This is a genomic window from Aurantimonas marianensis (genome assembly GCF_024195285.1).
Classification (GTDB): Bacteria; Pseudomonadota; Alphaproteobacteria; order Rhizobiales; family Rhizobiaceae; genus Aurantimonas; species Aurantimonas marianensis.
On record NZ_JALHBS010000090.1, the window covers coordinates 20912 to 44767 of the forward strand.

At 63.4% G+C, this 23856-nt stretch carries 23 protein-coding genes; 17 read left to right on the plus strand and 6 right to left on the minus strand.

Translation table 11 applies throughout. The features are described from left to right. Window positions 1–25 precede the first annotated feature (25 nt). The 5 genes from purM (at window position 26) to MJ956_RS14635 (ending at window position 3065) form a co-directional block, all read left to right on the plus strand. Complete coding sequence (gene purM / locus MJ956_RS14615) at window positions 26–1093, plus strand: phosphoribosylformylglycinamidine cyclo-ligase (RefSeq protein ID WP_253965174.1); 1068 nt, start codon at window positions 26–28, stop codon at window positions 1091–1093. After that, window positions 1090–1782, plus strand: coding sequence for a phosphoribosylglycinamide formyltransferase (gene purN / locus MJ956_RS14620; protein WP_253965175.1), 693 nt, complete (start codon window positions 1090–1092; stop codon window positions 1780–1782). The genes purM and purN overlap by 4 nt, the downstream gene beginning before the upstream one ends. Window positions 1783–1838: 56 nt before the next feature. Next, window positions 1839–2099 carry a type II toxin-antitoxin system ParD family antitoxin gene (locus tag MJ956_RS14625; RefSeq protein WP_253965176.1) on the plus strand — a complete coding sequence of 87 codons (261 nt, stop codon included), beginning with the start codon at window positions 1839–1841 and terminating at the stop codon, window positions 2097–2099. Then, window positions 2089–2376 carry a type II toxin-antitoxin system RelE/ParE family toxin gene (locus tag MJ956_RS14630; protein WP_253965177.1) on the plus strand — a complete coding sequence of 96 codons (288 nt, stop codon included), beginning with the start codon at window positions 2089–2091 and terminating at the stop codon, window positions 2374–2376. Before MJ956_RS14625 ends, MJ956_RS14630 begins: the two co-directional genes overlap by 11 nt. Window positions 2377–2468: 92 nt before the next feature. Continuing rightward, window positions 2469–3065 (plus strand): hypothetical protein, encoded by a 597-nt coding sequence (locus MJ956_RS14635; RefSeq protein ID WP_253965178.1) that lies wholly within the window; start codon window positions 2469–2471, stop codon window positions 3063–3065. Here MJ956_RS14635 and MJ956_RS14640 read toward each other — a convergent pair whose 3' ends face one another. Both MJ956_RS14640 and MJ956_RS14645 read right to left on the minus strand, forming a co-directional pair. Then, entirely contained in the window at window positions 3066–5177 is a 2112-nt protein-coding gene (locus MJ956_RS14640; RefSeq protein ID WP_253965179.1) for a molybdopterin oxidoreductase family protein, read from the minus strand. Window positions 5178–5332: 155 nt separating this feature from the next. Next, window positions 5333–6445, minus strand: coding sequence for an alkene reductase (locus MJ956_RS14645; protein WP_253965180.1), 1113 nt, complete (start codon window positions 6443–6445; stop codon window positions 5333–5335). A 202-nt stretch (window positions 6446–6647) separates the two neighbouring features. Here MJ956_RS14645 and MJ956_RS14650 point away from each other — a divergent pair, with 202 nt between their 5' ends. The 3 genes from MJ956_RS14650 (at window position 6648) to MJ956_RS14660 (ending at window position 8708) form a co-directional block, all read left to right on the plus strand. Then, window positions 6648–7490: a 23S rRNA (adenine(2030)-N(6))-methyltransferase RlmJ gene (locus MJ956_RS14650; protein WP_253965181.1), complete on the plus strand. Its 843-nt coding sequence runs from the start codon at window positions 6648–6650 to the stop codon at window positions 7488–7490. Window positions 7491–7556: 66 nt separating this feature from the next. After that, a complete protein-coding gene (locus MJ956_RS14655; RefSeq protein WP_253965182.1) occupies window positions 7557–8093 on the plus strand; it encodes a hypothetical protein in 537 nt (178 codons plus the stop codon). Window positions 8094–8108: 15 nt separating this feature from the next. Then, a complete protein-coding gene (locus MJ956_RS14660) occupies window positions 8109–8708 on the plus strand; it encodes a glutathione S-transferase family protein (RefSeq protein ID WP_253965183.1) in 600 nt (199 codons plus the stop codon). A 37-nt stretch (window positions 8709–8745) separates the two neighbouring features. Here the strand turns inward: MJ956_RS14660 and MJ956_RS14665 are convergent, their stop codons facing one another. After that, entirely contained in the window at window positions 8746–9414 is a 669-nt protein-coding gene (locus tag MJ956_RS14665; protein ID WP_253965184.1) for an outer membrane protein, read from the minus strand. Between the two features lie 386 nt (window positions 9415–9800). Between MJ956_RS14665 and uvrC the strand changes: the two genes are divergently transcribed. The 4 genes from uvrC (at window position 9801) to MJ956_RS14685 (ending at window position 13299) form a co-directional block, all read left to right on the plus strand. Beyond that, complete coding sequence (uvrC, locus tag MJ956_RS14670) at window positions 9801–11846, plus strand: excinuclease ABC subunit UvrC (RefSeq protein WP_253965185.1); 2046 nt, start codon at window positions 9801–9803, stop codon at window positions 11844–11846. A 90-nt stretch (window positions 11847–11936) separates the two neighbouring features. Continuing rightward, a complete protein-coding gene (pgsA, locus tag MJ956_RS14675; RefSeq protein WP_253965186.1) occupies window positions 11937–12518 on the plus strand; it encodes a CDP-diacylglycerol--glycerol-3-phosphate 3-phosphatidyltransferase in 582 nt (193 codons plus the stop codon). 53 nt (window positions 12519–12571) lie between these two features. Further along, window positions 12572–12781 carry a MoaD/ThiS family protein gene (locus MJ956_RS14680; RefSeq protein WP_253965222.1) on the plus strand — a complete coding sequence of 70 codons (210 nt, stop codon included), beginning with the start codon at window positions 12572–12574 and terminating at the stop codon, window positions 12779–12781. Window positions 12782–12783: 2 nt separating this feature from the next. Continuing rightward, window positions 12784–13299 (plus strand): molybdenum cofactor biosynthesis protein MoaE, encoded by a 516-nt coding sequence (locus MJ956_RS14685; RefSeq protein ID WP_253965187.1) that lies wholly within the window; start codon window positions 12784–12786, stop codon window positions 13297–13299. A 125-nt stretch (window positions 13300–13424) separates the two neighbouring features. On the opposite strand, the gene ndk is transcribed toward MJ956_RS14685, so the two are convergent. Next, window positions 13425–13847, minus strand: coding sequence for a nucleoside-diphosphate kinase (gene ndk / locus MJ956_RS14690; protein ID WP_253965188.1), 423 nt, complete (start codon window positions 13845–13847; stop codon window positions 13425–13427). A gap of 182 nt (window positions 13848–14029) precedes the next feature. Between ndk and MJ956_RS14695 the strand changes: the two genes are divergently transcribed. Together MJ956_RS14695 and MJ956_RS14700 are read left to right on the plus strand one after the other, a co-directional pair. Further along, the gene (locus MJ956_RS14695) at window positions 14030–15937 is read left to right on the plus strand and encodes an ABC-F family ATP-binding cassette domain-containing protein (protein WP_253965189.1); all 1908 of its coding nucleotides are present in this window, start codon (window positions 14030–14032) and stop codon (window positions 15935–15937) included. 127 nt (window positions 15938–16064) lie between these two features. Next, a complete protein-coding gene (locus tag MJ956_RS14700) occupies window positions 16065–16742 on the plus strand; it encodes a hypothetical protein (RefSeq protein ID WP_253965190.1) in 678 nt (225 codons plus the stop codon). Window positions 16743–16803: 61 nt separating this feature from the next. On the opposite strand, the gene MJ956_RS14705 is transcribed toward MJ956_RS14700, so the two are convergent. Both MJ956_RS14705 and MJ956_RS14710 read right to left on the minus strand, forming a co-directional pair. Then, the gene (locus MJ956_RS14705; RefSeq protein ID WP_253965191.1) at window positions 16804–17256 is read right to left on the minus strand and encodes a DNA polymerase III subunit chi; all 453 of its coding nucleotides are present in this window, start codon (window positions 17254–17256) and stop codon (window positions 16804–16806) included. Between the two features lie 24 nt (window positions 17257–17280). Beyond that, window positions 17281–18786 (minus strand): leucyl aminopeptidase, encoded by a 1506-nt coding sequence (locus tag MJ956_RS14710; protein ID WP_253965192.1) that lies wholly within the window; start codon window positions 18784–18786, stop codon window positions 17281–17283. Between the two features lie 247 nt (window positions 18787–19033). On the opposite strand from MJ956_RS14710, the gene MJ956_RS14715 reads away from it, so the two are divergent. From MJ956_RS14715 to MJ956_RS14725, 3 genes are read left to right on the plus strand one after another with little or no spacing between them, the layout of a single operon-like run. Then, on the plus strand, window positions 19034–20227 hold the full coding sequence (locus MJ956_RS14715; protein ID WP_253965193.1) for an LptF/LptG family permease: 1194 nt from the start codon (window positions 19034–19036) through the stop codon (window positions 20225–20227). Next, window positions 20224–21306: an LPS export ABC transporter permease LptG gene (gene lptG, locus MJ956_RS14720; protein WP_253965194.1), complete on the plus strand. Its 1083-nt coding sequence runs from the start codon at window positions 20224–20226 to the stop codon at window positions 21304–21306. The genes MJ956_RS14715 and lptG overlap by 4 nt, the downstream gene beginning before the upstream one ends. A 48-nt stretch (window positions 21307–21354) precedes the next feature. Beyond that, window positions 21355–23799 (plus strand): LPS-assembly protein LptD, encoded by a 2445-nt coding sequence (locus MJ956_RS14725; protein WP_253965195.1) that lies wholly within the window; start codon window positions 21355–21357, stop codon window positions 23797–23799. Window positions 23800–23856: the final 57 nt, after the last annotated feature.

Here is a 23856-nt window from a genome sequence, read left to right on the forward strand (position 1 = left end):
AACTCGGCGGAAACAGGCGGGAACCATGACAGATACGAGCAACTCTCTGACCTACCGGGACGCGGGAGTCGATATCGACGCCGGCAATGACCTCGTACAGCGTATCAAGCCGCATGTCCGCTCGACCCGGCGCCGCGGCGCCGACGGCGAAATCGGCGGCTTTGGCGGCCTGTTCGACCTCAAGGCGGCCGGCTTCGACGACCCTCTTCTGGTCGCGGCGAATGACGGCGTCGGCACGAAGCTCAGGATCGCCATCGAGACCGGCCTGCACGACACGATCGGCGTCGATCTCGTGGCCATGTGCGTCAACGATCTCGTGGTCCAGGGCGCCGAGCCGCTGTTCTTCCTCGACTATTATGCCACCGGGCGGCTCGACCCCTCGGAGGGCGAAGCCATCGTCAAAGGCATCGCGAGCGGCTGCCGCCAGGCCGGATGCGCGCTGATCGGCGGCGAAACCGCCGAAATGCCGGGCCTTTATGCCGAGAAGGACTACGATCTTGCCGGCTTTGCCGTCGGCGCCGTGGAACGCGACCGCCTGCTTCCTGCCGGTACGATCGAAGCCGGGGACATGATCCTCGGGCTGGCGTCCTCCGGGGCTCACTCGAACGGCTATTCGCTGATCCGCCGCATCGTCGAGCGGTCCGGCGCGCGCTATGGCGACCCGGCACCCTTCGACGCCGAGCGCACGCTGGGCGAAGCCCTGATCGAGCCGACCCGCATCTATGTCAAGCCGCTGCTTTCGGCCTTCGCCGAAACGAAAGGCATCAAGGCGCTGGCGCATATCACCGGCGGCGGCTTCGTCGAAAACATTCCGCGGGTCCTGCCGGAAACGCTGAGGGCCGACATAGACCTGTTCGCGGTTCCGGTGCCGCCGGTGTTCGGCTGGCTCGCCAAGGAAGGTGGCGTCGCCGAGACGGAGATGCTGCGCACCTTCAATTGCGGTATCGGCATGATCGTCGTCGTCTCAGAGGCCGACGCGGCGACGGTCGGCGCGATCCTGCAGACGGCGGGCGAGACGGTGGTTCCGCTGGGGCGCATCCTGCCGCGCAAGGACGCGGCGGTGACCTTCAACGGCGCGTTGCCGCTACCATGAATGGGATCCGCCGGCAGAGGATCGCGATCCTGATCTCCGGGCGCGGCACCAATATGACCGCCCTCGCCGCTGCCTGCATGGACCCCACCTATCCGGGCCAGATCGTTGGCGTCATTGCCAATCATGCCGACGCGCCGGGCCTTGAGACGGCCGAGCGCTCGGGCCTCACCGCCATCGCCGTCGAACAGAGCGCCTTCGCCGATCGCGCCAAGCACGAGGCGGCTGTGCTCAAGGCGCTGGACGATCTCAAGCCGGACGTCGTCTGCCTCGCGGGCTACATGCGGATCTTGTCGGAAGGCTTCGTGCGGCACTACACAGGGCGCCTGATCAACATCCACCCGTCGCTGCTGCCGCTGTTTCCCGGCCTCGACACCCATAGGCGCGCGCTGGCGACCGGCATGCGGGTGCATGGCTGCACCGTCCACTTCGTCACCGATCGCATGGACGAGGGACCGATCATCGCCCAGGCGGCGATCGCGATCGAGCCGGGCGACACGGCCGAGACGCTGGCGGAGCGGCTCTTGCGCGCCGAGCACCGGCTGTATCCGCACGCGCTGCGGCTGGTGCTCGATGGCACGGTGCGCATGGTCAGCGGCCGCGCGATCGTCAAGGGCTCGCGCGCGCCCGCCGCGCCGGGCGACGACGATCCGCCCTACATTCTGGTGTCGCCGGAGGCGCGAAGGGGGTGAACAGATCGTTTGGCAGTCTTTGCCAAAATGCTGTAAAATGGTCAGGAGGTATCACCATGGCGACCATGAACGTTTCCCTGCCCGATCGGATGAAGGCATGGGTCGAGGCCCAGGCGGAAGCCGGCCGGTACAGCAATGCCAGCGACTACGTGCGCGACCTGATCCGCCGCGATCAGGACCGGGCCGGGAAGATCGCTCATATGCAGGCGCTCGTGACCGAGGGACTGGAGAGCGGTATCAGTTCCCGCTCGATGGACGAGATCGAAGCGGGCGCTCGCCGGGACGCCGACATCGATCCCGCCGGAGATGACCTATAGGCTGACGGAGAAGGCAGCGGACGACATCCAGTGCATCTATGCGAACGGCATCCGCCTGTTCGGAGCCCGACAGGCGGCCCAGTACCACGCCCGCCTGCGCCGGAACTTCGAGACGCTGGCGCGCCACCCGGAACTCGCCCGCGAGCGAACCGAACTCGCGCCGCCTGTCCGCGTTCATCCCTGCGGTTCCCATGTCATCGTCTATGTGATCGATCAGAACGGTGTTCTGATCGTCCGCGTCCGCCACGGTCATGAGGACTGGTTAAATGCGGAATGACCGCTGACCGTCGAACTACACGACAATCGAATGCTCCGCGACAGAGGGCGCTTGAAACGGAATACGATGGTTCTATTTTACAAGAGGAGAGCTTGATCAATTTTTTTGTATGTCCTAAGATTTCCAATATTGCGTTGAAATCTTTGGTTTGGTTTATGACGATCAAAAGCAATTTGTCGATTGAACAACGCTTGGAATTGGTATGCGAGGCCATCCGATATTGTCAGAAGGTCCGCAACATGGGGATGGTAAAGGCAGCTTGGTCTAAAGCCTTGCGAGAGCCAATTTTCTTCATGTGGGAACGCCGGAACGGTGGAAAGAGAACAGCAGCGCAGTTTCAGTCCTTGAATGCATCCGGTCGTGACTGGGGTAGCCGTGAGATCGTTTATGATCATGCTGTACCATTTACATCCTTATCAGATGACTTGATGGCTATTGCCAATCCTAAACCAGAAGTTGTTCGAGAGATCCTCGATAAAAAGCTCGTCTGCTGTGTCATTACCAAGGACGAAGATCGTGCTCTGATAAAAGCGGGTTTGAACAGCAAGATGCCAGAAGCTTGGGATGGCGAGGACCCCTTTGCGCGTTACAAATCGGTCGGGATCAAATTCGAGCCGAACCCACGTTGGAAATACGAGCCCCGAAACAGAATTATCAGTTCTGTTTCGTCCGATACCTCGCCAGCCTAGCTATGCGCCACCCCGCAACCACACGCAATTGTCGTGGAACGCGGCGCCGCCGAAGGGCGCGACCGGATCGGCGCCGGTCAGCGTGTTGATCCCCTCCCCGTCGAGGAAATCCGTGTTCGCCCAGATCCCCTCATGAACGAGGACGCCGGGCTTTACGGTTTCCGTGACGGTCAGCGACAGCCGCACCTCGCCCCGCTCATTGCCGATCGTCACGATATCGCCCGCGACCAGCCCCTCGCGAGCCGCGTCTTCGGGATGGATCATCAGTTCGGGCGCCCCTTCCCGCGAGCGCGAGCCGGTGGTTTCGGCGAAGGTCGAATTGAGGAACTGCCGCGCCGGTGACGTCGCGAGCCGATAGGGATGCGACGCGTCGGCCGCCTCGATCAGCTCGGCATGATCGGGGAACACCGGCAGACCCGCGACCGGCCCCTGCGGCCCGAGGCTGTCCGGCGGCCGGTTCGGCGCATAGCCACCGGTCCAGTCGGGCTTGAACCGGAACTTGCCGTCCGGCCAGGCGAAACCGTTCAGGAAATGCGCCTCCTCGAAGGGCGGCTGACAGTCGATCCAGCGGTCGCGTTTCAGCCCCTCATAACCCTCGGTGTGGCCGGCTTTCTTCACCATGTTGTCGATGAGGTCGCGCTCGGTCAGCCCAAAGCCCGGCCGGTCGGCGACGCCGAGCCGCCTGGCCAGCTCCTCGAAGACGAAATGGTTGGTCCGCACCGTCTCCGGCGGCTCGACAAGCTTCGGCCCCAGCACGATGTGGTTCTGGCCGCCGCCGCGATAGATGTCGTCATGCTCCAGGAACATCGTCGCCGGCAGCACCAGATCGGCGAGCCCGGCCGTATCGGTCATGAACTGCTCGTGGACGCAGGTGAACAGGTCGTCGCGCGCCAGACCCCGCCGCACCGGCCGTTGCTCCGGGCAGACATTGGCCGGATTGGTGTTCTGGATCAGCATCGCCGCAACCGGAGGCCCATCGCACAGCGCCTCGGCATCGCCGGTGAGCACCGCGCCGATGCGCGACTGGTCGAGGGTGCGGATCGACGGGTCGCGATAAGCGGTGCCCATGATCTCGCTCTTGTCGAGGCCGAAGATGTCGGAATTGGAGTGGAAGGCGCCGCCGCCCTCGTGTTGCCAATGGCCGTAGACGGCGGGGACCGACATCACCGCGTGCATCGCCACGGCGCCGTTGCGCTGGCGGGTAAAGCCGTAGCCGAGGCGGAAATAGCTGCGTTGTGTGCGGCCGATCAGCGCCGCGAAGGCCTCGATCGCCTCGACGTCGAGCCCGGTGATCGCCGCCGCCCATTGCGGCGTGCGGGTCGCAAGGTGCGCTTCCAGCCCGGCCGGATCGTCGGTGTAGCGGGCGAGATAGCCCCGGTCGGCGGTGCCATCCCGAAAGGCGATGTGCATCAGCGCGCAGGCGAGCGCGCCGTCGGTGCCGGGCCGAAGCTTCAAGGCCAGATCGGCCTGCTTCATCGTCGCATTGTCGTAGATGTCGATGACGACGATCTTCGCACCGCGCTCCTTGCGGGCTTTGGCCGCGTGGGTCATCACATTGACCTGCGTCGCCACCGCGTTGGTGCCCCAGATGATCACGCAGTCGGATTTCGCCATCTCGCGCGGGTCGGCGCCCCGCATCGCGCCGGCACCGACGAACCAGCCGGTCCACGCCATGTTGGTGCAGATCGTGTCGAACTGGCCGGAATAGCGCTTGGCGTGGCGCAGCCGGTGGATGCCGTCGCGCTGCACCAGGCCCATCGTGCCGGCATATTGATAGGGCCAGACCGCCTCGGAGCCGTGCCTGGCTTCGGCCTTGAGGAATTCCTCCGCCACCAGATCGAGCGCGTCGTCCCAGCCGATCTCGCGCCAGCCGCCCTCGCCTTTCGCGCCCACCCGCTGCAGCGGCTTCAACAGCCGGTCCTTGTGATGGATGCGCTCGGCGTAGCGGGCGACCTTGGCGCAGATCACCCCCGCGGTGTAGTCGTTTGCCGCCGCGCCGCGCACGCGCCCGATGGTGCGGCCGTCGAGCAGTTCGACATCGAGGGCGCAGGTGGACGGGCAGTCATGCGGGCAGGCGGAATGCCCCATGGTGACGGGAAGCGGCTTGTTCATCCCTCATCCATAGCGCAGCCGGTGACACCGCCAAAATTCATTTTGGCGATCGCATCCATTCGCGGCGCGGTGGAAGTCGGTCTGAATGTGGTTGCCGCGAGAAAAAAAGCCGGAACGTGCGTTCCGGCCCTCTTCTCGCTGTCGCCGTCGCCCGATCAGGCGGCTTCGGCGTAGCGGGTCCGCTCCTCTTCGCTCAGCGCCGGGTAGTCGAGATAGCCTTCCTTGCCGCCGCCATAGAACGTCGCCTCGTCCCACTCGGCCAGCGGCGCATTGATTTCGAGCCGCGCGACCAGATCCGGATTGGAGATGAACGGGCGGCCGAAGCAAATCAGATCCGCCTCGTCCGTCTCGATCCGCTCGATGGCCAGCTCGCGGTCATAGCGGTTGTTGCCCATGTAGAGGCCATCGAAATGATCCTTCAGCGTCCACGCCTTGAAGGCGTGCGGATCGCGTTCGGTGCGCGTCGCTCCCTCGATGACATGGAGATAGACGAGCTTGCGCTTCGACAATTCCTCGACATAGCGGGTGAACAACGGCTCGGGATCGCTGTCGCGAAGATCGTTCGCCGGGCTTACCGGCGAGATGCGGATGCCGACCCGGTCGGCACCCCAGACCTTGACCACCGCGTCGACGACTTCCAGCGGGAAACGCATACGGTTTTCGATCGAGCCGCCGTAATCGTCGGTCCGCTGGTTGGCGCCGTCGCGCAGGAACTGGTCGAGAAGATAGCCATTGGCCGAGTGGATCTCGACGCCATCGAAGCCGGCCGCCTTGGCGTTTTCCGCCGCCTTCGCATAGTCGGCGACGATGCGCGGCAATTCGTCCCGCTCAAGCGCCCGAGGGGTCTCTGCGTCCTTGAGGCCATTGGCGGTAAAGGCCTGCATCTGCGGTTTTATCGCCGATGGGGCGACGGGCAGCGCGCCGCCGGGCTGCAAATCGGGGTGGGACACCCGCCCGACATGCCAGAGCTGCAGGAACATCTTGCCGCCCTCTGCATGGACGGCATCCGTCACCTTCTTCCAAGCCGCGACCTGCTCGTCGGAAAAAATGCCGGGCGTCCAGGCATAGCCGCGACCTTCGGGCGAAATGTTGGTCGCCTCGGCAATGATCAGCCCCGCGCTCGCCCGTTGACGGTAATATTCGACGTGCAGGTCGTTCGGCACGCCCGCCTCGTTGGCGCGGCTGCGGGTCAGCGGCGCCATGACGACGCGGTTGGCGAGCTTGATCGGGCCGAGATCGACGGGCTGAAACAGTTTCGACTGAACCATTGCGGTGTCCTTTCGTGAATGCCAAGACGAGAGAAGTTGGACGTCGTGTCGCAGCCCAAGATGGGATTTCGCCGCGGCGCGGTAAGGCCCATGAACGCAGCGTTCGTCACGAAAGCTCCTGTTCGGGCGAGCCGCAACACCGGATCGCCGCGGGGTGAACGCCAATGCGCCCCCGCCGCGGGATCATAAGAACGGGAGCAGGATGAACTACCGCCACGCCTATCACGCCGGCAACTTCGCGGATGTCGTGAAGCATGTTCTGATGAGCCGGTTGATCGACTATCTGAAGCGCAAGGACAAGCCGTTCCGGGTCTACGACACCCATGCCGGGCGCGGCCTCTATGCGCTGTCCGCGAACGAAGCGGTTCGGACCGGCGAGCATGCCGAGGGAATCGGGCGCCTCCGCGCTGCCGCCGAATTGACGACGAACCCGCTCTTTGCGCCGTATTTCACCGCGCTGCAGCCGGACATGGAACAGGATCGTTATCCCGGCTCGCCGCTGATCGCGCGGCGCCTCTTGCGCCCGCAGGATCGCCTGTCCGCCTACGAGCTTCATCCCGAGGAGGCGACGGTGCTGAAAGCGGTGTTCGCCGGCGACATCCAGACCAAGGCGATCGAACTCGACGGCTGGCTCGCCCTCGGCTCGCATGTGCCACCGAAGGAAAAGCGCGGACTCGTTCTGATCGACCCACCCTTCGAAAAGCCGAGTGAAGTGGAGGATATCGTCCTGGCCCTCGGCAAGGCGTTGCGCCGCTGGCCTGGCGGGACCTATGCGCTCTGGTACCCGCTGAAGCGGCGCGAGGCGGTGAATGTTCTGCATGACGGGCTGCGCACGCTCGGGATCGCCGACATGGTGGCTGTCGAATTCTTCCGCGAGCCGTATTCGACGGACCAGCGCTTCGTCGGCACCGGCATGGTCGTCATCAATCCACCCTTCATGTTCGCCGAGGAAGCCGAAGCGATCATGAAAGCCCTGCTGCCGGTGCTGGGGCGCGACCCCGGCGCAACATACGAGGTTTTTGCGCCTCCTGCCGTCGAGGCCTGACGGCACCACGACCATTTTCATGCTAATCGTCGATCGGATCAGTCTTCCAAGCCGCGGGTTACCATCATGCGCCGTCTTCTCACCGCTCTTCTCGCCGCGTCCCTCGCCAGCCTGGTGCTGACCGGCCCGACGACCGCTGCGGACATGCAACGCTTGCAGGCGCCCGCCGTCGCGAGCGCCAATGTTCCGGCCTGCGACGACGCCGACGTTCTGGCCGAGGTCGAAGACCAGTTCGAATATGGCGCCCCGCGCATGCTCGAAACCAAGCTCGAAATCCTCGAATTCAGCGGTATGATCGAGACCGGCTATTTCCCGCAAAAGCTGGACGCTCCCCTCCCCAGCAGCCCGATCGAGCGTCGCTACTGCCAGGCGACGGCGTTGATTACCGACGGCAAGCAGCGGACCGTCTACTACGTCATCGAGCACCCGATGGGGTTCGCCGCGGCCGGCGGTCATCTCGGCAGGTTCTCGCCAGTGAAATCCTGGCGGGCCGAGGGCTGCGTGCTGGGGCTTGACGACTGGCACGTCTATGGCGCCGATTGCCAGTCGCTTCGTCGGTTCCCGGCGGCGGGACGCACCACTCCCGACTATGTCACGAAATAAGGTCGATCCACCGCCATGCGTCTGTACTATTCTTCCGCCTCGCCGTTCGCCGCCAAAGCAAGGATGGCCGCGCGCCATTGCGGCATCGATGTCGAGAGTGTCTCCGTCGACACGTCTGCGGAGCCCGCCGATCTGCTCGCCGCCAACCCACTCGGCAAGATTCCCGCTCTGGTCCTCGACAACGGCACCTCGGTCTACGACAGCCGCGTCATCTGCGACCTGTTCGACCGGATGAGCGGCAACCAGCTCGTCCCGCAGGAACTCGACGCCTGGCGTTCGGTCAAAACCTTCGAGGCCGCCGCCGACGGGGTCGGCGACGCGCTGATTCTCGGGGTTTACGAAGTGCGTTACCGGCCGGAGGAAAAACGCCACCCGGATTGGGTCGACAAGCAGATGCGCAAGGCCGATCGTGGCCTGGCGTTCCTGGAAGACCATATCGCCGACCTCCCCGACGAGCCGACGACCGCCCATTTCGCGCTGGCGGGCCTGCTCGGCTGGATGGCCTTCCGTTTCGAGGGAAAAATCGAGCGCGAGCGACCGAAACTGGCGCAATGGCTCAAGCAGTTCCCCGAGAGCTTCCCCGCCTACGGGGAATTGCAGCCCCGCGCGGCATGACGCTTCGGCGCCAGGGCGTCCGACGATCCGGCCGGCATCAGAATTTCAGCGCGATGCCGGCGCGGATCGAGTGCTCGTCGAAGCCCGACGAGACGCGGGTATTGCCGAGGTCGTAGGTCTCGCTGCCGAAGTCAGAATAGCGATATTCGAGCCGCGACGTGACATTGTCGGTGATCTTGGCCTCGATGCCGGCGCCGAGCGTATAACCAATGCTGGTCTGGCTGTCGGATGCACCGCCCAGGGACAACTCGTTGCGAGACGCGGCAACGCCGGCGGTTCCGAAGACGAGGAACGGGTCGACCGCAACGCCGGCCCTGGCCCGCAGCGATCCGAAAATACTGGTTTCAGCGTCGATCGGCGCTCCGACGGCGCCGTTGAATCCGCGGCCGTCCACGCCGGAACCGCCAATGTCGGCCTCGATGCCGTAGACCAAACGATCGGTCTGCAAATTGTAGCCGGTGTAGACACCTCCGACGAAGCCCTCGCCATCGAACTCGGCACCACCCGACTGATCGAAATTGGAGGTATTGTAACCGACGAAAGCGCCAGCATAGGGGCCGGACCAGACGTAGACCGGAACCGACGGGGCGAACGGTGCCGGCTCGGGCGGCTGCGGCGTGTCCAGGACCGTGTCGGCCGCGTTGGCGGACGTTGCCAACAAAGCAAGCGTCAGCCCGATCGCCAAATGTCGAAGCGGCGTCACCATAGGGCTTCTCCCATCTTCAACCGACCAAGTTCCGCTCACAACGAAGCAGAGGAGGTCCGGAACGCGTTCGTCAAAATCACATCGCATTCACCACCGGTAGATGGGGTGCCTCGTGCCACGCGAACAGGATCTGGCCGGGGTCATGGCGTGACGATGAACGGATTTTTTGTCGCCGTTGCGAATTTGCAACTTGCGCATCGTCGCCCTGCCAGTGGCGCATCCCGGCCGGCGGGCTGGCCTCCGAAAGACCCCTGAACTTTTCCCTTTCGCGCGATCATATAAGAAGACCAGATGTTACAAACGGGCGGACACCAGCCGATCGCGTCCGCAACGCTTTCCAGATAATCCGGCCGAGCGCTGAGCCGCGCGGGCCGACCCGGGATGACATGACCGCCGACACGCAAGACTTCGACGACGAGCTCGTTCCCGAGCCGGGGAACGCAACCACCGAAACAGCCACCGGTGCCGGCGCGTCGCTGGTCGCGACGATCGACTGGGACGATGCCGGCAAGTTCGTAGCAGGCGACCGCGTCGGGGTTGAGTTGATCACGGCGTTGGCGAAACGCCTGCCGAATCAGCCGGGTGTCTACCGCATGTTCGGCAAGGATGGCGAAGTTCTCTACGTCGGCAAGGCACGCTCCTTGAAGAAGCGCGTGACGAGCTACACGCGGATGGGCGGTCACACCCAGCGCATCGCCCGCATGATCCGCGAAACGCGGCAGATGGAATTCGTCACGACGCGCACCGAGACCGAGGCGCTGCTGCTCGAAGCCAATCTGATCAAACGCCTGAGGCCGCGCTTCAACGTCCTGATGCGGGACGACAAGTCGTTTCCCTACATCCTCGTCAGCGAGGACCACGAGGCCCCGGCCATCATGAAGCATCGCGGCGGGCGCTCGCGAAAAGGCAGCTATTTCGGCCCCTTCGCCTCGGCCGGCGCGGTGGGCCGCACGATCAACTCGCTGCAACGGGCTTTCCTGCTGAGAACCTGCACCGATTCGGTCTATGAAAGCCGGACGCGCCCTTGCCTGCTCTATCAGATCAAACGCTGCTCGGCGCCCTGCACCGGCGAGATCGGGATCAACGATTATCAGGGCCTCGTGAACGAGGCGAAGGCGTTCCTCTCCGGCCGCTCGAACCAGATCAAGAGCGGCATGGCCGCCGCGATGCAGGAAGCCTCGGAAGAGCTCGATTTCGAGCGCGCCGCCGTCTACCGTGACCGTCTCGCCGCGCTCTCGCACGTTCAAAGCCACCAGGGCATCAACCCTGCCGGCATCGAGGAGGCCGACGTCTTCGCGATCCATCAGGAGGGCGGGCTGACCTCGATCCAGGTGTTCTTTTTCCGTACCGGCCAGAACTGGGGAAATCGGGCTTATTTTCCCAAGGCCGATCCCTCGCTGGAGGCAGCCGAGGTGCTAGGGGCCTTCCTGGCGCAATTCTACGACGACAAGCCGGCTCCACGGTTGATCCTGCTGCCGATCCAGGTCGAGGACGAAGCGCTGCTCGCCGAAGCCCTCAGCGTCAGGGCCGAACGGCGGGTCGAGATCGCTGTTCCCTCGCGCGGGCTGAAGAAGGATCTGGCCGACCATGCTGCCGCCAACGCCCGCGAGGCGCTGGGACGCCGGCTGGCGGAAACCTCCTCACAGGCGCGGCTGCTCAAAGGCCTGCAGGAGACCTTCGCCCTGCCCCATCCGCCCCGGCGAATCGAGGTTTACGACAATTCCCACATCATGGGCACGAACGCGGTCGGCGCGATGATCGTCGCCGGGCCGGAGGGGTTCGCCAAGAACCAATATCGCAAGTTCAACATCAAGGGCGCGGACATCACGCCGGGCGACGATTTCGGGATGATGAAGGAGGTGATGACGCGGCGTTTCTCGCGGCTGCTCAAGGAGCATGGCGAGGGCCCGCAAGCGCCCGAGCCGGTCTGCGAAGATGACGAGGATGACGACGCACTGACCGACACCGCGATGCCGGCCTGGCCCGACCTCGTCCTGATCGACGGCGGCAAGGGGCAGATTTCCGCCGTGCGCGGGATCTTCGCCGAACTCGGCATCGCCGACAAGGTCACCACGATCGGCGTCGCCAAGGGCGTCGATCGCGACGCCGGGCGCGAGCGATTCGTCACCGAGGGCCGCGAGCCGTTCTCGCTGCCGCCGCGCGATCCGGTGCTGTATTTCCTGCAACGGCTTCGCGACGAGGCGCACCGTTTCGCGATCGGCTCGCATCGCGCCCGGCGCAAGAAGGAACTGGTGAAGAACCCGCTCGACGAGATCGCCGGCATCGGACCGAGCCGCAAGCGGGCCCTGCTCCACCATTTTGGTACGGCCAAGGCCGTTTCGCGGGCGGCTTTGAGCGACCTGCGCGAGGTCGAAGGCGTCTCGGCCACAATGGCCAAATCGATCTACGACCATTTTCACGAGCGGGGATGAAAATCGTCACGTTTCGTAGCAATGATGACGGTTGACGCGAGGCCGGCTGGCAGGCTTGTACTGGCGCGCACAGCCGAAGCGGACAATCTCATGGCATCTCGGGCGTTCAGCCTTCCCAACATTCTCACCTATGCGCGCATCGCTTGTGTGCCGCTGGTCGTCCTGTGTTTCTTTGTGGAGGGACGGCTGAGCAGCCCGGACTATGCCCGCTGGTGGGCGTTGTTCATCTTTGTGGCGGCCAGCATCACCGACTTTTTCGACGGTTACCTGGCGCGCGCCTGGCAGCAGACATCGACGATCGGACGCATGCTCGATCCGATCGCCGACAAGCTTCTGGTCGCCGCGTCCCTGCTGTTGCTGGCCGCCGACGGCACGATCGCGGGGTGGAGCCTGTGGGCGGCGATCGTGATCCTGTGTCGCGAGATTCTGGTCTCCGGGCTCAGGGAATATCTGGCCGAGCTGAAAGTGTCGGTCCCGGTTACCCGGCTCGCCAAATGGAAAACGACGATGCAGATGATCGCCATCGGCTTCCTGCTGGCCGGCCCCGCGGCCGACAAGATCGTCTCCTTCACCACGGAAACCGGCATCGGGCTCTTGTGGATTTCGGCGATCATCACACTCTATACGGGGTACGACTACTTTCGCGCCGGACTTCGGCACATCGACGTTTGACCCGCGCGCCTCTGGATCGCGGCGCGGCGGAAACCCATCTATGTTTCTGAACGATTGCCGAGGAAGAGGTGGAACTACCGGCCGGCGTCACCACCGTCGAGGATCTGCTGCATTGGCTGAAGGGCCGCGGCGAAACCTACGACATGGCGCTGCAAGCGCCCGAGATCATCCGCGTCGCGATCGACCACGAGCATGTGGATCACTCCGAACCGGTCGCCGGGGCCAGGGAAATCGCACTGTTTCCGCCAATGACGGGCGGCTGACCATGGCCGCGGAAGCCGACCGGGGCGAGAACAGCGAAGCACCGCCGGGTCTGTTGCCGGTGGTGCGGATTCAGGCCGACCGCATCGACATTGCCGCCGAGATCGCGGCCATGGCCGGGGGCGAGGCGATGGGCGCGATCGGCGGCCTCGTCAGCTTTTCCGGCTTTTGCCGCGACGAAGGCGGGCGTCTTCACGCTCTCGAACTCGAACACTATCCGGGGATGGCCGAGCGCGAAATCGAGCGGATTGCCCGCGAGACGATCGCACGCTGGCCTCTGCTTTCCTGCCGTGCCATCCACCGTTTCGGCGTGATCGCGCCGGGCGAGGAGATCGTCTTCGTCGCCTGTGCCTCGGAACACCGCCAGGCGGCCTTCGAGGCGGCCTCCTATCTGATGGACTTCCTCAAGACGCAGGCGCCGTTCTGGAAGCGGGAGCATCTGAAGGACGGAACGGCGGGCGGCTGGGTCGAGGCGAAGGACACCGACGACAGCGCCGCCGATCGCTGGCACCGGCTCTGACGCGAGAATGGATTGCCGTGTTCGACGGGCCGCGCGATCGCCGCCACCGTCGTCGAACATAAAAACGGGAGGCACGTGGCCTCCCTCCAAAACCCTTATATTGGGTTGCATTCAGACCGACGGCTTCAGCCGACAATCTCGATCTCGGAGAACCAGTAGGCGATTTCCTGCCGCGCGGTCTCCGGCGCATCCGAGCCATGCACGGAGTTTTCGCCGATCGACTGTGCGTGTGCCTTGCGGATGGTGCCCTCGGCCGCGTCGACCGGATTGGTCGCGCCCATGATTTCGCGATTGCGCGCGATGGCGTTCTCTCCCTGCAGAACCTGGACTATCGTCGGACCCGACGACATCGACTCGACGAGCTCGCCGAAGAAGGGCCGCTCCTTGTGGACCGCATAGAAGCCCTCGGCTTCGCGGCGGCTCATCCAGACCCGCTTGGACGCGACGACCGTCAGACCGGCTTCCTCCAGCATCTTGGTGATGGCGCCCGTCAGGTTGCGACGAGTGGCATCGGGTTTGATCATCGAGAACGTGCGTTCGACCGCCATGGCGTGGTCCTTTTCAAAAATGGCCGGGAAAAATGTGGGCGACCTATACAAGCCGACCCGCTTACGGGCAAGGCGCGTATGAAGCCGAATCGGATCGTGCTCTCGATCGCCGTGGCCCACTTGGCGGTCCGAGGGCGCCAGGCCCCCTTTCGCACTGCGGCATACCGTGGCAAAAGCCGCCCATGCTTCAGATCACCGACCTTTCCGCGCGCGTCGCCGGACGCCTTCTCATCGATCACGCCAGCCTTACGTTGCCAACCGGCACCAAGGCTGGTCTGGTTGGACGCAACGGCGCCGGCAAATCGACCCTGTTTCGCGTCATCACCGGCGATCTCGCGGCGGAGACAGGCACCGTCTCGCTCCCAAAGAATACGCGACTCGGCCAGGTCGCGCAGGAGGCGCCGGGCACCGAAGAGTCGTTGATCGAGATCGTCCTGAAGGCCGACACGGAGCGTCTTGCCCTGCTTGAGGAGGCCGAGACGGCAAGCGACCCGCACCGCATCGCCGACATCCATGTGCGGCTGGCCGACATCGACGCCCACTCGGCCGAAGCCCGCGCTTCCGCGATCCTGTCCGGTCTCGGTTTCGACATGGCCGCGCAGGCCCGTCCCGCCTCGTCCTTTTCCGGCGGCTGGCGCATGCGCGTGGCGCTCGCGGCGGTGCTGTTCTCGCGGCCGGACCTCCTGCTGCTCGACGAGCCGACCAACTATCTCGACCTCGAAGGCACGCTGTGGCTGGAGAACTTCGTCGCTCGCTACCCCTATACGGTCATCGTCATCAGCCATGATCGCGACGTTCTCAACAATGCCGTCAATTCGATCATCCATCTCGACCAGAAGAAGCTGATCTTCTATCGCGGCGACTACGACCAGTTCGAGCGCCAGCGCGCCGAGAAGCTGGAACTTCTGCAGAAGGCGATCGTCAAGCAGACCGCCGAGCGCAAGCACATGGAAGCCTTCGTCGAACGCTTCCGGGCCAAGGCGTCCAAGGCAAGACAGGCGCAGTCGCGCCTGAAGGCGCTGGAGCGGATGCAGCCGCTGCAGGGCATCGTCGAGGAACATGTCACGCCCTTCGTCTTCGATGCGCCCGAAAAATCCGCCGCCTCCCCGATCATTCGCATGGAAGGCGTTTCGGTCGGCTACCAGCCGGGGCGCCCGATCCTGTCGAAACTCGACTTGCGGATCGACACCGACGACCGCATCGCTCTCCTGGGGCAGAACGGTAACGGCAAGTCGACCTTCGCCAAGCTGTTAGCCGAGCGGCTGAAGGAACAATCCGGCACGGTCACCCGCGCGCCGGGGCTCAAGATCGCCTTCTTCGCCCAACACCAGATCGACGATCTTCGCCCGGCCGAAAGCGCCGTCCAGCACGTCCGCCGGTTGATGCCGGACGCGCCGGAGGCGAAGGTGCGGGCCAAGGTTGCCCGGATGGGCCTGCCGACCCAGAAGATGGATACGGCCGCCGAAAAGCTGTCGGGCGGTGAAAAGGCGCGGCTGTTGATGGGGTTGGCGACACTTGACGCGCCAAACCTGCTGATTCTGGACGAGCCGACCAACCATCTCGACATCGAAGCGCGCGAGAGTCTGGTGCGCGCCCTCAACGACTATCCGGGCGCTGTCATCCTGATCAGCCATGACCGCCATATGGTCGAGGCGACGATGGACCGGCTGTGGGTCGTTGCCGAGGGGACGGTGTCGCGCTACGATGGTGATCTGGAAGACTACAAGAAGCTGGTCCTGTCCGGCGCTACGAAGGGCAGCGGCGTGCAAGACCCCGGTGACGGCGTGCCCGCCCCGGAGCCCGCGCCCATTTCCAAGATCGATCAACGGCGGATCGCCGCCGAGAAGCGCGAATCGCTCAAACCGCTGAAGAAAAAGATCAGCCAGCTCGAGATTCAGATCTCGCGGTTGCAGAAGACCATCGAAGGGCTGGACGAGTCGCTCGGCGATCCGGCGCTCTACACACGCGATCCGGCACGGGCGAGCGCCCTCAACAAACAGCGCTCCGATGCGGCAAAGACGCTGGCGTCATGCGAGGAAAACTGGCTAGCGCTTACCGAGGAGCACGAGTCGGCGATGGCGTCGCAATAACATCGCGGCCGTGAGATTCTTCCGGTCGACGCAGTGAACGCGCGATCAAGTCCTATCGCCAGAGCGGGTTTTCATCACTGGCGCAGTCCAGGACAATCTCCTCTTCCTACAGGAACCGTTGGACGGCATGTTACGCTACTTTCGAACCGCCGGCATACTGGCGCGTGAAACAGTGATCGTCGCGATCACCCGGCGGTCACGCGCTGAAATCGTCGCTTTCCTGATTTTGGCCCTGCTCTCGCTCACCGTGACATGGACGGGCAGCCTCATTTTCGAGCCGACGGCCGGGAAGGCCGACTATCCGGCGGAGAATGGCTGGCACGAACTCTTGCAAGCGGCGCTGCTGCTGTCCGCAGCCGTTCTGTTTTACGCAGCGGCAGTCCGGTTCGGGTTCGAAATTTTCTATTTCAGCCTGTTCGCCGCCTTCTTTTGCGGCCTCGCGGTTTTGCGCGAAACGCCTCGGTGCGCCAGCTCCTATTACGAGGGCGGACCGTGCCTCAGCTCAGACGGCAAGCTGATCATCGGCTTCGCGCTGGCCGCCACGGTGATCGCTCTGCTCGCCTGGCGGCGCATACCGCTGGCGCGGCAGGTCCGCGATCTAAACCTCTTGTGGATCTTGCCGGTCGGCTTCAGCGGCCTGATGCTGATCGCGGCGGAGATCATGGGCAGCTACTACATCGAGGTCTGGAAGGAAGAGACCCTCGAACTCGCCAGTTACGTCAATCTCACCGTGTTCGCGATGGTGCTTAACATCCGACCCGGATGGTTCGACAGTCGGCCGCCCGGAGCGCATATGCCGCCCTAGATCGTCCGTCTTCGGTCCGACTGCCCCAGATGCTCACGATTTCGGGCGTCAACGTCGTCGATCAGGCCTTTTTCATCCAGCGGCCCTCATCCGTCTGCTGCCAGTACGTGACAGCGTGTCCGGCCGCCTTTTCGATCTTCCACCGCTCCCGCGCCCGCGCGATCTGCGCCTCGTCATGGCCATCGAACAAGTAGACCGCGCGGACATAACGGTCGAGCGGCGGCGGTGTCGCTCCTTCGACCAAAAAACGAACCTGCGGGTCATTGTCTTCACGGCCGGCCTCGACCGTCAACAGGATCGGCTGTAGCGCGCCGGAGCCGTCGGAATCGCTGCCGTGCGGCAGGAAGCTCTCGTCCCGATAGACCCAAAGATGATGGTCGAGAGCATCGCGACGCTCCTCGCTGGCGAACTGGACGACGACGCGCCAGCCCTTGGCCAAGCTTCGCTCGAGGAGGCCCGGCAGGGCATCCTCAAGGCGACTTTCCGTCAGATGATAGAACAGGATTTCGGTCATCCGACGCTCTATCTCCGGCCCGACCTATTGAGACTGATAGTGATCGGCGACCAACTGGTTGAGCAACCGCACGCCGTAGCCCGACGCCCAGGACTGGTTGTATTCATTGGACGGCGATCCCATCGCGGTGCCGGCGATGTCGAGATGCGCCCAGGGAACATCGTTGACGAAACGCTGCAGGAACTGCGCCGCGGTGACCGATCCGGCGGCGCGACCGCCGCCGATATTCTTGATGTCGGCGAACTTGCCTTCGATCATCTTGTCATATTCGGGAGCAAGCGGCAGACGCCAGACCTTCTCACCGGAGGTCCGGCCAGCGGCGGCGAGTCGCTCGGCGAGTTCGTCATTGTTGGAGAAGAGCCCGGCATGATGATTGCCAAGCGCCACGATGATGGCCCCGGTCAGGGTGGCCAGATCGATCATGAATTTGGGCTTGAACCGATCCTGGCAATACCAGAGCGCGTCGGCGAGCACCAAGCGTCCCTCCGCATCGGTGTTGAGGCCCTCGATCGTCGTGCCGGACATCGCCTTGACGATGTCGCCGGGGCGCTGGGCGTTCCCGTCGACGGCGTTCTCCACCAATCCCACGATGCCGATCGCGTTGACCTTGGCCTTGCGTCCCGCCAGCGCCCGCATCAGGCCAGTGACCGCCGCCGCACCGCCCATGTCGCCCTTCATGTCCTCCATCGAGGCTGACGGCTTGATCGAAATGCCGCCGGTGTCGAAGACGACACCCTTGCCGACAAAAGCGATCGGCGCCTCGCCTTCGGCGCCGCCGTCCCAGCGCATGATCGCCAGTCGCGGCGGGCGCGGCGAGCCCTGCGCAACACCGAGAAGCGCGTCCATCTTCAGATCGCGCATGTCCTCTTCCGCCAGAATCTCTACCTTGAGCCCGTGCTCAGCCAGCGCGGCGATGCGGTCGGCGAACTCGACCGGCCCGAGAGTATTGGCCGGCTCGTTGACGAGATCGCGAGCAAGCATCGTTCCCGCGGCGACCGCTTCCGCGTCCTTGTAAGCGGCTCTTGCCGCATCCGGATCGTCGACGGCGATCGCGATCCGCGTCACCACGTCGGGCTCCTCGGGCTCCTCGTCTTTCTCCGGCTTCTTGGTCTTGTAGAGATCGAAATCGTAGGATCGCAAAGTCACGCCGACCGCAAGGGCCGCTGCGTCCTCCGCGCTGATAACTCCCCCCGCAGGCTGCTCGCAGAGCACGGTAACGGATTCGGCGCCTTTGGTCTTCGCGGCGATCACCCCGCCGATCTTCAGCCAATCCTCTTCCACAAGGGCCTTGTCGGAATGGGTGCCGACGACCAAAAGGCGATCGACAGCCACCTCGCCCGGTGCCAGAAGATCCAGCGTGGCCAGCGACTTGCCCTTGAATTTGGCAACCTTCGCGGCCTTCTCCACCAGCGCCTTCACCTGGGCATCGATGCCGTCGGCCAGCACGCCGGCTTTCCCGGCCAGCAGAACCATGACGCCTTTGGGCGTCGCATCGCGCGAGACGAATTCGATCGTTGGAAGGTTGGCCATGAAAACTCCTGCAAGATGGTCTGACTGGAATTGGTCGGCAGTCGTGGTAGAGGCGCGCGCCCTATGATGGTCCCGGCCAAAGGCTTTGCAAGAGCGTCCCCAACCGCTAGATTGCGTTGACCACGGCTCGTCGCCCTTCTTTAGCCAAGCTACTACATTCATGTGGGTGCTTCCGGCTTCCCGTCAGCCTCGTACGCTAAGGCCGGGAGTAACGCCAGCGGGCGACACGTTGTAACACGCGAGTCTCATGACACTCCTCGAACGATATCTCTTCAAGCGCGCTATCACCTATGCCGCCGCGTCGCTGGCGTCGCTGGTGTTGATCGTGTGGATTGTGCAGGCGCTGTCCCGCATCGATATCGTCAAGACCAGCGCTTCGGCGGCCGGCAACATCTTCTGGATCGCCCTGATGCTGCTGCCGGATCTGGCGGCCGGCGTGGTCCCGTTCGCCATCCTCATCGGCGCGATCCAGGCACTGAACTCGTTGAACACCGATTCCGAGCGGCCTGTCATCGCCGCGTCAGGCGCCTCGCAGTGGGTGATCGCCAAACCCATCGTCGCGCTCGGCCTGATCGGCGGACTGATCATCTTGTTTATTGCCCATGTCATCGGCCCGGCCTCGGCAAGTGCATTTCAAAATGGCTTACGGTCGATCAATGCCGACACGATTACCCTGTTTCTGCAACCGGGCCGGTTCGAACGGGTGCAGCCGGGGCTCGTGGTCAGTATCGGGGCGGCACGCGGCTCGACCGTGGAAAGTCTCGTCATCGCCGATTCCCGCGATGAGGCGACCGATCTGACCTATTTCGCCCGCGAGGCACAAATTCTGGAACAGGACCAGCAATCGCTGCTCCTGCTCTACGACGGTCAGTTACACCGCCGGAACAAATCCGACGGCGGGATTTCCGTGATCGAGTTTCAGACATACGCGTTCGACCTTGCCGAGCTGAGACCCACTGCGCGCGGCGACTGGATCCGCGCGTCCGAACGCAGCACCTTCGCCCTTATCTGGCCGGACCCGAACGATGCGCTTTCTCAGTCGAGGCCCGCCGTCCTGACGGAGGAACTGACGGACCGGATGACGAACTGGCTCTACGCACTGGCATTTGCCTTGTGGGCGGTGGTGATCGCCGGCCAGCCGCGCACCAATCGACAGGGTACCGGACCGGCGATGGCTCTCGGTCTCGCGGGAGGCCTGGGACTGAAGGCGGTCGGCTTCGTGACGCTGTCGTTGATCGAGGAAAGCTTCATTTGGGTCCTCGTGACATACGCGCTGCCGTTGAGCGCTATCATCCTGAACGCCGTCCTGATCGGGCGCGATTTCAATCTGTCCCGCTGGTCGCTCTTCGAGAAGTTCACGAACGCATCGTATCGAATTGGTGCCGCGATAGGGCGTTGGGGACCGTTTCGCCAGTCGGCGCAAGGCACGGCCGGACGATGACCAACTGGACCTTGAACCGCTATTTTTTCCGGCTTTACCTGGTCAGTTTCCTCTCGACGCTCCTGGCCGTCTTCGCGCTGATCTATCTGATCGACATGATTGAAATCAGTCGGCGCGGCGGGTTGCCTGATCTGGGAATCGGAGCAATGGCCCTGTTTTCGGCATTGCGCGTCCCCTCGTTCATCGGCCAGGCCTTTCCTTTCATCATCCTGTTCTCATCGGTTTATACGCTGCTAACGCTCAATCGCCGGCTTGAGCTCGTCGTTGCCCGCGCCTCGGGTGTATCGATCTGGCAGATCCTGATCCCGTTCACCGTCGGATCGGTACTCATCGGACTCGCCGCCACCTTCGTCTACAATCCGCTGTCGGCCTATACGAAATCCCTGGCCCAGGACATGCAGGCATCGTCTGACGACCCGGGATCCGCCACTAGTTCCGATCGGGTCCCGTGGCTGCGGCAGAACAGCGAGGGCGTCAACTCGATTCTCGGAGCGACCACGGTGGCCCGCAATGGCGCGCTGCTGGCTGGGGTTTCGGCGTTCGTGCTCGATGATGACGGCATCGTGAGCGAGCGCATCGACGCGCCTCGCGCCACCTTGGGCGAAGGCGCGTGGCTTCTGGAGAAACCACGGATCACGCGGATCGGCTCTGTTCCGGAGTACCCGGCGACTTACCGGCTCCCGACAAGCCTCAAGCCGGAATATATCGAACAGCGCCTGGCTGACCCGGAGGCGATCTCGATTTGGGAGCTTGGATCGAAGATAGACGTGGCGGCAAGCCTTGGCTTTAACTCCATGGCATTTTCGATGCAGTATAATACGCTGATTGCCCAGCCGGCGTTGTTCATCGCAATGACCTTGCTCGCCGCGACCGTTGCGACGAGGTTTTCGCGGACTGGCCAATCTGGTAGGACGATTGCCGGTGGCGTATTGGCCGGTTTCATGCTGTACGTCGTGACGTTTCTGGCGAAAGCCCTGGGTAGCAACTCGGTGGTTCCGCCTGTAGTCGCCGCCTGGTTTCCGGTCCTGGCGGCGGGACTGGTTGGGGTAACGATCCTGCTCCATCAAGAGGATGGCTGAGTCATGAATGCGAGGGGGACCGATCGCCAACGACAAGGATGGGCTCGGTTGCGTCTGAACACCTATCTTCTGGCGGGCACCGCAGCGTTTGGCCTGGGCGTTGGGGGCGCGCCGGTGCATGCGCAATCGTCACTGCCGACCGACATCGCCGCTCCCGAAGGGGCGCAGATGTTTCTCGAGGCCGACACAGTCACATACGACAGCGACAGATCAGTCGTGACTGCGTCCGGGGGCGTCCAGATCGACTATGGTTCCTACAAACTGGTCGCCCGACAGGTTGTCTACGACCAGAGGACCCGTCGATTGCTCGCGTCCGGCGATGTCGAATTGCAACAGCCCGACGGCAATAAGGTCTACGCGGATACGCTCGACATCACGGACGATTTCCGCGACGGCTTCGTCAAGGCGCTGCGAATCGAGGCCCCCGACAACACGCGTTTTGCCGCCAGGGAGGCAGTGCGTCGCGATGGCAGCGTGACGACCTTCCAGCAGGGCGTCTATACGGCGTGCGAGCCATGCCAGGCACATCCGGAACGGGCGCCGCTGTGGCAGGTGAAGGCCCGCAAGATCGTCTGGGACCAGACTGAGAAGGAAATCCGCTACTATGGCGCGCGCTTCGAATTCTTCGGCGCGCCGATCGCTTACCTGCCCTATTTCCAGTCGCCGGACCCCACGGTCAAACGCAAGTCCGGCTTTTTGACGCCGGCATTCCGTTCCTCCGAAGAATTGGGCTACGGACTGCGCGTTCCTTATTTCATCGCGCTGTCGGACGACAAGGATGTCACGGTCGCGGGCACTTACTATACCAAGCAGGGATTCCTTGCCGAGGCCGAATATCGGCAGGCAGTCAGCAACGGCTTCTTCACGCTGCAGACGGCGGGAATCATCCAGCAGGATCCTGACGCCTTCGCCGACGATAATACGAACACATACAACACACCGGATTTCGACAACACCAATCGCGGCATGATCGGCACGACGGGTCAATTCGCTCTAACGGACCGCTGGACATTCGGTTGGGATGTGCTGCTCCAATCGGATGAAAACTTCTCGGCGACCTACGACATCGCGAATTTCGACTCGACGCTGCATACGTCGGAAATCTATCTGACCGGTCTCGGCGACCAGAGCTATTTCGACCTGCGGGGACAGAAGTTCGATTTTCAGTCGATCGATCCCGACCAGAGCGATACGCAGCCGCTCGTTGCCCCGTCCCTCGACTACGAGCGGATCGAGCAGGAAACCGTGCTCGGCGGCGAAGTGAAGCTCGACCTCAATGTCGCTTCGCTCTACCGCGACGAGGATTCGGTCACGCCGATCTGCAACACCTCTTCGATCATCCTCGACGGCCGCTTCAAGACCTGCCGGACGCCGACTGACGGCTATCTCTATCGGCCCGATCTTGCACGATATAACGGCCTCGAGGGCGATTACACGCGCGCCAGCACCAACGCGCAGTGGAGCGATCACTATACTCTCACTTCCGGCCTGGTGCTCGCCCCGACACTCGGTCTGCGCGGCGATCTCTACACAGCCGACATGTCGTCCGACGGCTTCACCAATTTCGTCTTCGAACAGACTGCCGACGTCAATCGCGACGGCGCCGTCCGTACCGTGGGTGTCAATCAGGGCGCCTTCGACCTCGAGGAATCCGGTGCCCGCGGCATGGCGACGGCCGCGATCGAGGCACGCTATCCTTATCTGATCGAAACCGCGAACGCCTCGCATGTGATCGAACCGATCGGCCAGCTCGTGGTTCGACCGGATGAAACCCAGATCGGCTTCCTCCCGAACGAAGACGCGCAGAGCCTCGTCTTCAACACCGGCAATCTGTTCCAGCTCGACAAGTTCTCCGGCTACGACAGGATCGAGGGCGGAACCCGCGCCAACGTCGGACTGCGCTACGCCGGAACGCTCGATAGCGGCTACACGATCGACGCCGTCGTCGGGCAGTCCTACCATCTGGCCGGAATCAATTCTTTCGCACAGACCGATCTGGCGCTCGTCGGCTACGACTCCGGCCTTGAGACCGACCGTTCCGACTACGTGACGTCCTTGGCGTTCGGCACGCCCATCGGCCTCGAAGTCGGCGCGCAGGGTCGGTTTGACGAGATCGACTACGCCCTGCGCAGAAGCGATGTCTACGGTTCCTATGCTTCCGGCTTGCTGGGTGCGCAGGTCACCTACACGGAAATTGCGGCCCAGCCGACCTATGGTTCGATCTCCGATCGCAGCCAGGTCACGGCCTCGGGCAGCCTGAAATTCGCAGAAAACTGGACGGCTTCCGGCGCTTTGGGCTACGACATCGAAAACAGCGCCGTGGTCGAAAAGACGTTTGGCATACAATACGCCGACGAATGTTTCAGCCTACTGGTTTCCTATAGTGATACGATCGATCGCTATACGCAGGAGTCGAATTCGACGACCCTCATGTTCCAGGTCGGCCTGCGAACCATTTCCGATTTCAGTCAATCCTACGATCTGGGCAAATAGAATAGTCCTGAAGCCGGCCTCGTCGGACGGGAGCCGTCCTGAGCCGCTGGCGCGCGA